The sequence below is a fragment of the Kitasatospora dryopteridis genome (genome assembly GCF_050749075.1).
GTDB lineage: Bacteria > Actinomycetota > Actinomycetes > Streptomycetales > Streptomycetaceae > Kitasatospora.
The window spans coordinates 7819056-7830708 of record NZ_CP192749.1 but is presented as its reverse complement, the minus strand read 5'-3'; the positions used below and the strand labels follow the sequence as shown (position 1 = coordinate 7830708).

At 74.7% G+C, this 11653-nt stretch carries 13 protein-coding genes; 8 read left to right on the top strand and 5 right to left on the bottom strand.

Annotated features, from left to right (window positions below; translation table 11 throughout):
* Window positions 1-10: 10 nt before the first annotated feature.
* The 6 genes from ACQ614_RS35735 (at window position 11) to ACQ614_RS35710 (ending at window position 6505) form a co-directional block, all read left to right on the top strand.
* The gene (locus ACQ614_RS35735) at window positions 11-1462 is read left to right on the top strand and encodes an FAD-binding oxidoreductase (protein WP_431683278.1); all 1452 of its coding nucleotides are present in this window, start codon (window positions 11-13) and stop codon (window positions 1460-1462) included.
* Window positions 1459-2802 (top strand): APC family permease, encoded by a 1344-nt coding sequence (locus ACQ614_RS35730; RefSeq protein ID WP_431683277.1) that lies wholly within the window; start codon window positions 1459-1461, stop codon window positions 2800-2802. Before ACQ614_RS35735 ends, ACQ614_RS35730 begins: the two co-directional genes overlap by 4 nt.
* Window positions 2799-3974, top strand: a complete 1176-nt coding sequence (locus ACQ614_RS35725; RefSeq protein WP_431683276.1) for a pyridoxal phosphate-dependent aminotransferase — start codon at window positions 2799-2801, stop codon at window positions 3972-3974. Before ACQ614_RS35730 ends, ACQ614_RS35725 begins: the two co-directional genes overlap by 4 nt.
* Entirely contained in the window at window positions 3959-4453 is a 495-nt protein-coding gene (locus ACQ614_RS35720) for an adenylyl-sulfate kinase (protein WP_431683275.1), read from the top strand. The genes ACQ614_RS35725 and ACQ614_RS35720 overlap by 16 nt, the downstream gene beginning before the upstream one ends.
* 139 nt (window positions 4454-4592) lie before the next feature.
* Window positions 4593-5141 (top strand): ABATE domain-containing protein, encoded by a 549-nt coding sequence (locus ACQ614_RS35715; protein ID WP_431683274.1) that lies wholly within the window; start codon window positions 4593-4595, stop codon window positions 5139-5141.
* A gap of 62 nt (window positions 5142-5203) precedes the next feature.
* A complete protein-coding gene (locus tag ACQ614_RS35710; RefSeq protein ID WP_431683273.1) occupies window positions 5204-6505 on the top strand; it encodes a cation:proton antiporter in 1302 nt (433 codons plus the stop codon).
* A gap of 61 nt (window positions 6506-6566) precedes the next feature.
* Here ACQ614_RS35710 and ACQ614_RS35705 read toward each other — a convergent pair whose 3' ends face one another.
* Entirely contained in the window at window positions 6567-7511 is a 945-nt protein-coding gene (locus tag ACQ614_RS35705; RefSeq protein WP_431683272.1) for an esterase/lipase family protein, read from the bottom strand.
* 415 nt (window positions 7512-7926) lie between these two features.
* On the opposite strand from ACQ614_RS35705, the gene ACQ614_RS35700 reads away from it, so the two are divergent.
* On the top strand, window positions 7927-8949 hold the full coding sequence (locus tag ACQ614_RS35700) for a helix-turn-helix domain-containing protein (RefSeq protein WP_431683271.1): 1023 nt from the start codon (window positions 7927-7929) through the stop codon (window positions 8947-8949).
* Window positions 8950-8973: 24 nt separating this feature from the next.
* On the opposite strand, the gene ACQ614_RS35695 is transcribed toward ACQ614_RS35700, so the two are convergent.
* Both ACQ614_RS35695 and ACQ614_RS35690 read right to left on the bottom strand, forming a co-directional pair.
* Entirely contained in the window at window positions 8974-9141 is a 168-nt protein-coding gene (locus ACQ614_RS35695) for a hypothetical protein (protein WP_431683270.1), read from the bottom strand.
* A gap of 25 nt (window positions 9142-9166) precedes the next feature.
* Window positions 9167-9523, bottom strand: a complete 357-nt coding sequence (locus ACQ614_RS35690; RefSeq protein ID WP_431683269.1) for a PRC-barrel domain-containing protein — start codon at window positions 9521-9523, stop codon at window positions 9167-9169.
* A gap of 142 nt (window positions 9524-9665) precedes the next feature.
* On the opposite strand from ACQ614_RS35690, the gene ACQ614_RS35685 reads away from it, so the two are divergent.
* Window positions 9666-10049, top strand: a complete 384-nt coding sequence (locus ACQ614_RS35685; protein WP_431683268.1) for a hypothetical protein — start codon at window positions 9666-9668, stop codon at window positions 10047-10049.
* 646 nt (window positions 10050-10695) lie between these two features.
* On the opposite strand, the gene ACQ614_RS35680 is transcribed toward ACQ614_RS35685, so the two are convergent.
* Both ACQ614_RS35680 and ACQ614_RS35675 read right to left on the bottom strand, forming a co-directional pair.
* Entirely contained in the window at window positions 10696-11088 is a 393-nt protein-coding gene (locus ACQ614_RS35680) for a DUF6256 family protein (protein WP_431683267.1), read from the bottom strand.
* Window positions 11085-11327, bottom strand: a complete 243-nt coding sequence (locus tag ACQ614_RS35675; RefSeq protein ID WP_431683266.1) for a DUF6186 family protein — start codon at window positions 11325-11327, stop codon at window positions 11085-11087. The genes ACQ614_RS35680 and ACQ614_RS35675 overlap by 4 nt, the downstream gene beginning before the upstream one ends.
* Window positions 11328-11653: the final 326 nt, after the last annotated feature.

Here is an 11653-nt window from a genome sequence, read left to right as displayed (position 1 = left end):
GAGAAATCCCGTGACCGCACCGACGCCCCTCCGGCCGGACGGCGCCGCCCGCGACGCCGAACGGACCATCGCCGCGCACGCGGACGTGCTGCGGCTCATCGTCGGGGACAGCCACGTGCTGACCGGCCCCGACCTGCCCGTGCGCTACACCCAGGACCTCTGGGGGAGCGACCGCGTCGGGGTGGCCTCGGTGGTCGTCCGGCCCGGCACCCCGGAGGAGGTCGCGCTGGTGCTGCGGTACTGCCACGACCAGCGGCAGCCCGTGGTCGTCCAGGGCGGCATGACCGGCCTGGTCTCGGGCGGGGTGCCCGCCGCGGACGAGGTCGTGCTGTCGACCGAGCGCCTCACCTCGGTCGGTGCGGTGGACGGGGCCGCGGGCACCGTCTCGGCGGGCGCCGGCGTCACCCTGGCCGCCCTCCAGGAGCACGCCGCCGCCCACGGCCTGATGGTGCCGATCGACCTCGCCTCCAAGGACAGTGCGACCATCGGCGGCTGCGTGGCCACCAACGCGGGCGGCGTCAACGTCGTCGGCTACGGGATGACCCGCAGCCACGTCCGGTCGCTGCAGGTGGCACTGTGCGACGGCACCCTGCTCGAGCTCTCCACCGACCTGGTGAAGGACAACGCGGGCTACGACCTGAAGCAGCTGTTCATCGGCAGCGAGGGCACGCTCGGGGTGGTGACCTCGGCGGTGCTGGCGCTGCGGCCCGCGCCGACCGGCCGCACCGGCGCGTTCTGCGCGGTCGCGGACGTGGACGCGGCGCTGCGGCTGCTCGGGGCGCTGCGCAGCCGGATGCCGGGCGCGCTGACCGCCTTCGAGGTGGTCTGGGCGGACGCCTACGCCGTGCTGGACGGCACCGGGGTGCGGCTGCCCCTGCCGCAGGGCCACCCGCTGTACGTGCTGGCGGAGTGCCAGACCACCCGGCCGGACGACGAGGCGGCGTTCTTCGCCTGCCTGGATGAGCTGTCGGGCGAGCTGCTCGACTCGGCGGTGGCCTCCTCGCCGGCCGACCTGAAGGCGTTCTGGCAGGCGCGCGAGCGCATCCCGTCCGAGGTGCTGCGGATGCAGCCGCTGTTCGGCTTCGACGTGAGCGTGCCGGCGCGGGAGCTGACGGACTGCCTGGCGGGGATCGGCGAGCGGCTGCGGGAGGAGTGGCCGGGGGTGCGGCTGCTGGTGTTCGGGCACCTCGGCGACGACAACGTACACATCGCGGTCGCCACCGGGGAGCGCACCCGGGAGCGGAAGGCCGAGGTGGAGCACATCGTGTACCAGGCGGTGTCGGCGTGCGGGGGTTCGATCTCCGCGGAGCACGGCATCGGCTTCGAGAAGCGGGCGTTCCTCGGCTACACCCGGTCCGCGGGCGAGCTGGAGCTGATGCGGACGCTGAAGGCGGCGCTGGACCCGCGCGGTGTCCTCAACCGGGGCCGGGTCCTGCCGTGGGGCACGGAGGAGGAGCGGTGAGCACGGACGGAACGACACAGGCGCCCGGGCGCGGGCTGACCCGCTGGCAGGCGATCCCGCTGGCGATCGGCTCGATCGCCGGGTCGGGCATCCTCTTCCTGCCGTCCGCGGTGTACGCGCGGGCCGGCAACAACAGCCTGCTGGTGTGGGCGCTCTCCACCCTGCTGTGCCTGCCGATGCTGCTGATGTTCGACGACATGGTGCGCAGCAACCCGGACGGGCGCGGGATCGAGGCGTTCATCCGGGCCGGTCTCGGCGACATGTTCGGCCGGTGCGTGCCGGTGATGTTCATCGCGCTGGTGATCGTCGGCCTGCCGTCGGGCGCGTACGTCGCCGGGCGGTACGTGGCACAGACCTTCGAGGTGGGCCGGCCGGTCACGGTGGCGATCGCGGTGGCGGTGCTGCTGACGGCCGTGCTGGTGAACTTCGCGGGCGGCCGGGCGAGCACCCGGGTGCAGACCGCCGCGACCTGGGGGCTGGTGCTGGTGGCGACGGTGCTGCTGGTCTCGGCGGTGCCCTCGGCCCGGGAGGGCCTGCACACGGTGGCGCCGGGCACCCAGCACCTCGGGGTGGTGCTGCCGGGGATCATCCTCGCCTTCTGGGCGTTCGCCGGGTTCGAGAACCTGACCTTCCTGGCGCGCGAGTTCCGCCGCCCGGAGCGGGACTTCCTGCCGGTGAGCGCGGTCGCGCTGGCGGTGTACGGGCTGTTCACCATCCTGTTGACGGTGGCGATCGCGGTGACCGTGCCGCGGGCCGAGGTCGACCAGGTGGTGGGTCTGCTGCAGCTGGCCGCGGTGGCCGGCTGGGGCAAGGTGATCATCTGGGCGGTCACCTTCATCGCGTGCTCCGCGATGCTGCTGAACGCCGTCGCCTGGGTGTGGGGCGCCTCGCAGATGGTGCGGGACGCGGCGGACAACCGGATGCTGCCGGCCGCGCTCGGCGCACTGGACGGGCGCGGCACGCCGCGCCGGGCGCTGGCCCTGCTGGTGCTGCTGTTCTCCGGGACGTCGGTGCTGCTCGCTCTGAAGCCCGACCTGGTGATCGACACCACCGCCACGGCCAGTGCGATCTTCATGCTGCTGTACATCCTGAGCATCGTCTCCTACCTGCGGGTGCGCGGCCTGACGGTCCGTTCGGGGCTCAACCTGCTGCTGCTGGTGGTGATCGCGGTGAGCCTGGTGCAGTCCCGCTGGCAGGCGCTGTACGGCGTGCTGGCGCTGCTGGCCGCGCTCGGGGTGCAGGTGGTGCAGCGCCGCCGGGCCGCCGCCCGGCCGGTGCCGGCGGGAGCGTCCGCCGGGGCCGTGACCGCCGACCTGGGAGCGGAGGGGACCGTCCGATGACACCCACCGCCGCGGCCGCACCGGCCGCCGAGTCCGTCTTCGTCCGCATCCCCGCGCTGGCCGCCCGGCACGGCGCCGTCAACCTCGCCCAGGGCGTGTTCGACCACGGGCCCGACCAGGCCCTGCTGGCGGCGCTCGCCGCCCTGGGCAGCGGGCTCGAGCACCAGTACGCGCCCAGCGCCGGGCACCCGCTGCTGCGCTCGGCGCTGGCCGGCCGGCTGCGCCTGCTGGAGGGCGTCGCCGTCGACCCGGACACCGAGGTCACGGTGACGGTCGGCGCGACGGAGGCCCTGCACTGCGTGATCGGCGCGCTGGTCGGGCCCGGCGACGAGGTCGTCCTGGTCGAGCCGGCGTACGAGCAGTACGCGCCCGCGGTGCGGTCCGCCGGCGGCACCACCCGGGCGCTGCGGCTGACCGGCCCCGGGGACCGGATCGACGCCGCGGCGCTGGCCGCGGTCGTCACCCCCGCCACCCGCGCGATCGTCGTCAACAGCCCGTGGAACCCGCTGGGCCGGGGGCTGGACGCCGAGGAGTGGCGTGCCGTCGCCGACCTGACCCGCCGCGGCGTGGTGGTGGTCTCCGACGAGACGTACGAGGACCTGAACCTCGACGGCTCCCCGCACACCGGGGTGCTCGGCGCGGTCGCCGACCCGGAGCTGCGGGTGAAGATCTCGTCGGTGTCGAAGTCCTTCGCCGCCACCGGCTGGCGGGTCGGCTGGACGGTCGCCGGACCGGAGCTGACCCGGCGGATCAGGGCCGTCCACCAGTTCGTGACGTTCTGTCCGCCGACGCCGCTGCAGATCGCCGTGGCCTCCGTCCTCGGCGCACCGGACACCCCGGAGGTGCTCGCCCGGCGGGCCCGCGACCTGCGGGCCCGGGTGGACGGCTTCGTCTCGGCGCTGCACGGCCTCGGCCTGCCCGCGACCGCGCCCGCCAACGGCTTCTTCGTCCTCGCGGACGTCGGCGAGGACGCCGAACGGTGGTGCGACCGCACCATCGTGGAGGCCCGGGTCGCCGCGCTGCCGATGTCGGTCTTCTACTCCGAGCCGGTCCCCCCGATGGCCTCCGTCGTGCGCTTCGCCGTCTGCAAGCGCCGGGAGACGCTCGACGAGGCGGTGCGCCGGCTGCGTTCCCACCACACCCGCAGGAGGACCTCATGCACGTGGCCGTGACGGCCGGCGCCCTGCCGGCCCCGGGCGGCGAGGAGCCCCGCTGCACCTGCCGCCCCGGTGCCACCGTCTGGCTGACCGGCCGGCCCGGGCCGGGCAAGACCGCGCTGGCCCGCGCCGTCCGGGACGAGCTGCACCGCAGCGGCCGCCGCGCCGAGGTGCTGTACGGCGACGAGCCGCAGGCCGACCGGGTGCTCGGCACGGCCCCGGCGCCCACGGCCGCCGACGGGCGGCAACTCGGCCTGGCCGCCGAGACCCTGGCCCGCAACGGGATCACCGTGCTGGCCCTGGTGGACGGGCCGGGCGCCGACACCGCGGGCCCCGCCGTCCGCGCCCGGCACCGCGCCGCCGGCGTGCCCTACCTCGCCGTGGAGGTCGGCCCCGCCGGGGGCCCCGGTGACCGGATCGACGTGGCCGGGCAGGACCCGGCCGCTGCCGCCGCCTCGCTGCTGCGCCTGATGAACGGCAGGGGACCGAGATGAACTCACGCGTGTGGGGGGACGCCGCACGGGTGGCCCGCGCCCGGACGGACGGCGCGCGATGTGCCTGCGGACCGCGGCGGCCGGGGGGCCCGCCCCCGGGCCGCCGCCCCGGTGGAGGAGGTACCGCCCAGGGGCGGCCGTGAGCACCGCCCGGCCCGGGGACGACCTCGACCTCGCCGTGGCCCTGGTCAACAGCGCCTGCCCGCTCGCCGAGCCGGCCGACCGGCTGGACGGCCTGGACCACCTGCGGCGCACCTTCGCCGACCTCGGCGAGCCCGCGCTCGCCGCCGACACCTCCCCCGACGACCTGCCGTCGCTGCGGCTGCTCCGCGACCGGCTGCGCGGCGTGTTCGCGGCCGGGTCGACCGCCGGCGCGGCCCGGCTGCTGAACGGCCTGCTGCGCGAGAGCAACGCGGTACCGCAGCTGCCGACCGACGGCGAGGGCCCGCTCCGGCTCGACTGGGGCGCCGACCGGCGCGGCTACCCCGCCCTCGCCGCCCGCCTGCCCGGCGCCCTCGCGGCGTACGTCGCCGAACACGGCGTCCAGCGCCTCGGCAGCTGCGCGGCCGCCCCGTGCAGCTGCGTGTTCGTCGACCGGACGAGGCCGGGGAACCGCCGCTTCTGCTGCGACCAGTGCACCGACCGGGCCGCGGCCTCCGCCTACCGCGGACGCCGGCGCGCCCGCTGACCCACCGCCAGTACCGCTGCCGGCCGGCCCGCGCCGGCCCCATGACGAAGGGAATCCATGCCATGGCCTCGCCGCCCGGCCTCGAGAGCACCACCGCCGTCGTCTTCGTCGACGTGGCCCTGGTCCTCGGGGCCGCCCATGTCTTCGGCCGCCTCGCCCGCCGGCTGCGGCAGCCCCCCGTGGTGGGCGAGATCGTGGCGGGCCTGGCCCTCGGCCCCAGCCTGCTCGGACTGCTGCCCGGCAACCCCACCGCCGTGCTCTTCCCGAAGGAGGTCCGGCCGTTCCTCCACGTGCTGGCCCAACTCGGGCTCGTGCTCTTCATGTTCGGCATCGGCTACCGGCTGGAGGCCGACCACCTGCGCGGCCGCGGCCGGCAGATCACCGCCGTGTCGCTGAGCTCGGTGGCGCTGCCGCTCGCCCTCGGCACCGGCCTCGGCTTCCTGTTCTTCCCCTGGTACGACCACGGTTTCCTGCGCTCCACCACCGCCCTGGCGCCCGCGCTCTTCCTCGGCGCGGCGATGTCGATCACGGCCTTCCCGGTCCTCGCGCGGATCATCGCCGACCGCGGCATGCAGCGCGACCGCCTCGGCGGCATCGCCCTGACCTGCGCCTCCATCCAGGACGCCCTGGCCTGGGCACTGCTCGCGGTGATCGTCGCCGCGGTGACCGCCGGCGAGTCGCACTCCCTGCTGGTGAACTCGGCCCTGTCCGCGGCCTTCGTGCTGGTGCTGCGCTACGCGGTGCGGCCGCTGCTGCTGCGCCTGCTGGCTCCGGGCGGCCGGGCCGACGCGCGGGCCGCCGCCGCCTTCCCGCTGCTGATGGGCGGTCTGCTGGTGAGCGCCTGGTTCACCTCGGTGATCGGCCTGCACGCGGTGCTCGGCGCCTTCGCCTTCGGCGCGGCCGTGCCGCGGGGCGAGCTGGAGCGGCTCGCCCCGTACGTGCCGGAGCGGATCGACCAGACCGGCTCGCTGCTGCTGCCGGTGTTCTTCACCCTGACCGGGCTGTCGGTGGACCTCACCGGGCTCGGCACCCGCGGCGCCGCGGAACTGGCCCTCGTCCTGGTGGTCGCCTGCGCCGGCAAGTTCGTCGGCGCCACGGCCTCCGCCCGGCTCACCGGGTTCGACCGCGGCGAGTCGCTGACACTCGGCGTCCTGATGAACGCCCGCGGCCTGACCGAGCTGATCATCCTCAATGTGGGCCTCGAACTGCGGGTCATCGACCAGCGCCTGTTCACCGTCATGGTGATCATGGCGATCGTCACCACCGTGATGACCGGCCCGCTGCTGAACGCCGTGCAGCGCGCCCACCCGCTGTCGGTGCCCGCCCCCCGGCCCGCGCCACGGACGGACGCGGTCAAGGTCTGACGGCGTGCACGGCCGCCCGGTGCGGCGGGAGAGCGCCGCACCGGGCGGGGTCACGGGAGGGTCAGACGACCGGGCCGGTGATCGGGAGCACGATCTGGCACGGGACCGGCCGCGGGTGCGCCGGGTCCAGCGCGTTGAGCACGTCCGTCAGCGCGATCGGGTCGTAGCCGATCTCCAGGTGGTCGGTGGCGTCCAGCAGGCACTGGTCCTGCACGGTGATGTTGGTGACGTGCGGCCCCTCGGGCAGGAAGGCGTTGGTGTACGGGGTGACCACCTCGTCGAAGCGGGTGGCGATCACCGTGTAGTCGACGCCGGGAACGGTCGTGCCGCCGGCGTTGAGCTCGGCCAGGAACGGCGAGCCGACCTCCTGCTCCACACAGGCCGCGCAGAACGTGCTCAGGAACTCGTTGGCCGGCTCCAGGACGTGGAGCTGCCGGCCGAGTTCGGTGATGCCGTCCAGGGTGGTGCCCAGGTTGTTGGGCGCGATGCCGACCAGCTTGCCCACCTTGGCGGCGCCGCCGAGGTTCTTCAGGTAGTACCGCGGCAGCAGGCCGCCGCCCTGGGAGTGCCCGACCAGGTCGACCTCGGCGGCGCCGGTCGCGGCACGGACCCGGTCGACGAACCCGGCCAGCTGCCGTGCAGAGCCCGCGATCCCCTCGGTGCCCCGGGCGGGGGAGCCCTCGGCGCCGCCGTAGTTGAACGCGAAGACGCAGTACCCGGCATTGGCGAGCAGCGGCGAGGCGCCGGCCCAGTAGTCGTTCATCGTCTCGAGGGTGCCGTGCACCAGGACGACGGGGTTCGGGTGCGCGGCCCCCGGCCGGCAGCTCCAGTCGTTCGACCCGGCCGGCGACGCGTCCGGGTCGGCGAAGCCCTTCAGGAACCCGGCGGCGAAGTGGTACTCGACCGGGTACGGGGTGGCCGCCGCGGCCGGCTGCCCGACGCCGGCCAGCAGGCCCGCCGCGGCGAGCGCCACCACGGCGAGGGTCCGCACACGCTTCGTTCTCATATTCCACACCTTCCGATTCACTCCGGAATTCCCTGACCTCCGGACCGAAACCGAAGCTAAGGACGGCCCGATGGGCCGTCAACAGACCGGGTGCCGCCCGGGGGGAAATCCTTCGGCGAATGCCATTGATTGCCCCGCCCCACCGCAGAACATGTCATCCGCGCGAGCGATGCACCGTCACCAGCCGTGTGTGACAGGCAACAAGGACACCCCGGGCCTATTGACTCGCCGGTAACCCCGCCGCATACTCCACCCCGTGACAAGACCCTGGGATGCTATTCCGCGCAATTTCTCCACAGAACTGAGAGCCGAGGGCAAGAGCCTCGCCCTCGAGATCATCAGGGAGATCAGGGCGAGCATCCCGGAATTCTCCCGCCCGCTTGCCGGACAATTCGGGGCCGGAATCCAGCACGGGGTGGAGACCGCGCTCGAGGAGTTCGCCGACCGGGTCGAGGGGGCCGGCGGCCTCGGCGCCGAACGGCTGAGGGTCTACCGCTCGCTCGGCCGCGGCGAGCTCACCGAGGGGCGCAGCCTGGACGCCTTGCAGGCCGCCTACCGCCTCGGCGCCCGGGTCGCCTGGCGGCGCTACGCCCGGGTCGCCCGCCGCTGCGGCCTCGGCCCGGAACCGCTGGTCTCGCTGGCGGAGGCCCTGTTCGCGCACATCGACGAGATCGCCGCCGCCAGCGTGCAGGGGTACGTGGAGGCGCGCGCCGACCGGGCCGGGGTGCTCAGCCGTTCCCGGCTCCACCTGCTGGTCACGCTGCTGTCCGGGGCGACCGGCGAGGAGATCCGGCAGGCCGCGGCCGCCGCCGACTGGGCCCTGCCGGAGCGGGTCGCCTGCGTGGCACTGGACCCGCCGGCCGCCGGCCGCCCCCGGCTGCCCCGGCTGCCCGATCCGGTACTGGCCGACCTGGACCGGCCCGAACCGCACCTGCTCGTCCCCGAACCCGACCTCTACCTGCGGGACGGCCAGGTCCAGGAGGCGCTGCGCGACCGCGGCGCGGTGATCGGCCCGCCGGTTCCGCTCACCGAGGCTGCCGAGTCACTGCGCTGGGCGCGGATGGTGCGCGACCGGCTGCCCGGCCCGCCGCCCGAACCGGTGGACTGCCGCGACCGGCTGGCCGACCTGCTGCTGCTCGTCGACCCCCCGCTGGTGCGGCTGATCGCCGAACGCCGACTGGCACCGCTGGAAGGCCTCACCGACAAACAGAACCACCGCTTGGCGGCCACCCTGCTGGCCTGGCTGCAGACCGACCACGGCACCGCGCCCGAGGTCGCGGCGCGGCTCGGCATCCACCCGCAGACCGCGCGGCAGCGACTGCACCGGGTGCAGGAGCTGTTCGGGGAGTCGCTCGGCGGTCCCGACGCCCGCTTCGAGCTGGAGGTCGCGCTGCGCGCGTCGCTCTGTACGGGCCCGCCGGCCGCCCCGGCGTACTGAGCGGGCCCCGGCCGCCGGGCCGGGTCAGCGGGTGGGCCTCCGGCCGGCCCGCCGCGCCCGGGCCGTACCCAGGGCCAGGGCGAGCAGGAAGACCAGCACTCCGATCACCAGCAGGTAGAACAGTCCTTCGGCGACCGCTCCGACGATGCCGAGCACGATCGCCACGATCACCAGCAGCAGAACCCATGCCATGGCGCCCTACCTCCTGTCGTCCCGGTCAGCGGCGGGCCAGCCGGCGCTCGCCGCCCGCCCCCTGCGTGTACGCCAGCTGGTAGTGGGCAAACACGTCCGGCTCCCGCTCCGCGGTCAGGACCCCGTCGATGTCGATCGCCGGAGCGTCCTTCACCTGCGTCTTCGGGAACGCGACCTTCACGTAGCCGGGCCCCAGCGTGGCACCCTCCAGCGGCACGAACACCAGCCGGTGCCGCGTCGGCAGCCCGACCCTCACCGTGGCGAAGGACGGCTCGTCCGTGGCGGTGTCCACGTACACCGACTCCATGGTGCCGATCTTCTTCCCGTCCTCGTCCACCACGTCGTGCTCGCGCCACTCGCGGACATCAGCACTCTGGATCACCACGGCCTCCCGATGGGTTCAGCTCCATCCTGCGGCCGCCCTGCCGCCCGCGCAGTCGGGCGGCCGACGGCGTCGGGTGCCCTCCCCCCGGACTGCGCAGTTCCCCGCGCCACCGACGGGGTTGCCCGGTTACGGTGAGCGGATGATCGGTGACTCCGCCACAGTGGCGATGGTCGGTGTCCGGCCGGCCGAACAGGTCCGAGAAGCCCTGGACTGGCTGGTGCTGCGGTCCCGCGACGAGACGATAGGCCCCGGCGGGCGGGGTGCCGCCGCGGCCTACCGCTGGGCGCTCGGCCACCCCTGTCCCCCGCCGACCAGCCCCGCGGCCGCCCTCCGCCCCGTGGTCGCGGCAGCGGACCCCGCCCGTTCCGGCCCCCCGGTGGACGAATCCCGGCTGATGGCCGAGGAACGCGCAGCCCTGGCCGCAGCCCGCGCCGAAGGCCGCAGCACCGAGGAGCAGGACTTCGCCCACGGAGCCGCCCAGGCCCTCGGCTGGGTCCTCGGCTACACCCACGTCCGCTTCTGACCGGCCCGTCGGACAGCCGGGCCGACGGTCAGGAGCCGCGGCGGACGGCCGGGGCGGGCTGGGAGCTGTCTTCAAAGGTGCTTGGGTGGTCACTTCAGGGGCGCGTGGGGCCTCCCGGCCGAAGGCCGGGGGAGAACTGCGCAATCCGGGGGTGGGTGTCACGACAGCACGGGCCGAGCCGTGATGTGTACGGTGGCCCGCATCCGGATTGCACAGTTCCCCGCGCCCCTTGTGGTGCACCCATGGCCTTTGAAGACACGCCCTGGGTGGCAGTGCGCCGGCCTTCGCCTCACGCGGCTTCAGGGTCCGGGCCACACCGGCGTTGTAGGCGGTGTCGCCCCCGGCGGGGCGCACCTGCCATCCGGCGGCGCCGTCCGCGTCGCACGCCCCCAGGTAGCCGAGGATGCCGTCCCCGTCGGCGACCGTGACGTGCTCCACCGCGCTGCCCGTCTCACGGCGGTATCCGACCGGGCCGCCCTCCACCACGCCGAACTGCACGTCCTCGCCGAGGCGGGCACTCGTCCAACCGCGTTCGCTCGCGCGCCGCACCTCGTCGTCCGCCGGGTCGCCTCCGGCGGTGCGGTGGGACGCGGTTGCCTGATCGTGTCGCTGTTCGCCGGTCATGGGAGCCCACGGTAGCCGCGCCTCAGCCCTCGGAATCACGCCCGGACCGGCGCCTGTGCCACCGTTCCTCCAGCCAGGAGGCTCCGAGGAAGACCGGCAGGGAGATGCCGACCAGCAGGGCGCAGCCGGTGAAGGCGCTCGCCAGGAACGGGCCGGCGGCCCGGGCCACGCCCTGGTAGTAGCCGACGACCACGGCCATCAGCAGCAGGTATCCGCCGACGGCCGTGCCCACGACCTTCCGGACCAGGCCCGGCCACCCCCGGCGCTCTGCGGGCGGGGCGTCCGGCCGTCGGCGCATGACCCGCAGGGCGAGGGCCAGGTACCCCATCAGCAGCAGGTAGCCGCCCAGCATGATGCCGACCGTCACCGGCACGGACAGCAGCGGGGCCGGCTGCGCCCCCACCGCCGGTGTCACGCCCCGTCCCGGAGCAGGAAGTGCCAGCCGCGGACGAAGGTGTGCCAGCCGAACCACAGCCACAGCGCGAACAGCGCCCACCTGGCCACCGGGTACCGCATGACCGCCCGCGTGGCGTCACTGAGGGTGGGGAAGCCCGCCTCCGCCCCGCCCTTCACCAGGGCGATCCCCTCCCATGCGAAGACCGCTCCGAACACCGCCGCCCAGACCAGATAGCCGATCACCGGATGCTGCGCCATCGCCTCGCCTCGCCCTCGCACGTCCCGCCCCCGATCGTCCGCCACCGCATGCCGCGGGCGGCGGAGCGCAGCCCGATCCGCCCGCCGTGTCGCCGCCCACCCGGCCGGAACGGGGGTTGGCCGAAAGGGGCGTCCATGACCGGGCACCGAGCGGTGGATCCCGGCTCGATGCCGCCGGGCCGTGCCCCGGGTGTCCGGCATGGAGGGTGGAGTGACCGGATACCGGCCAGTAGCGGATTCGGTCCGAAGCCTTGACGCATCCTCAGCCGCTCGCGATTCTCAGGTGATCCGGATGTCGTGCACAGCTCCACTCCCCCGCCACCCGA

Excerpts from the sequence above, each read along its gene's own strand:
- ACQ614_RS35725 (WP_431683276.1), top strand. The coding sequence starts at position 2,799 with ATGACACCCACCGCCGCGGCCGCACCGGCCGCCGAGTCCGTCTTCGTC.
- ACQ614_RS35720 (WP_431683275.1), top strand. The coding sequence starts at position 3,959 with ATGCACGTGGCCGTGACGGCCGGCGCCCTGCCGGCCCCGGGCGGCGAG.
- ACQ614_RS35710 (WP_431683273.1), top strand. The coding sequence starts at position 5,204 with ATGGCCTCGCCGCCCGGCCTCGAGAGCACCACCGCCGTCGTCTTCGTC.
- ACQ614_RS35705 (WP_431683272.1), bottom strand. The coding sequence starts at position 7,511 with ATGAGAACGAAGCGTGTGCGGACCCTCGCCGTGGTGGCGCTCGCCGCG.
- ACQ614_RS35695 (WP_431683270.1), bottom strand. The coding sequence starts at position 9,141 with ATGGCATGGGTTCTGCTGCTGGTGATCGTGGCGATCGTGCTCGGCATC.
- ACQ614_RS35685 (WP_431683268.1), top strand. The coding sequence starts at position 9,666 with ATGATCGGTGACTCCGCCACAGTGGCGATGGTCGGTGTCCGGCCGGCC.
- ACQ614_RS35675 (WP_431683266.1), bottom strand. The coding sequence starts at position 11,327 with ATGGCGCAGCATCCGGTGATCGGCTATCTGGTCTGGGCGGCGGTGTTC.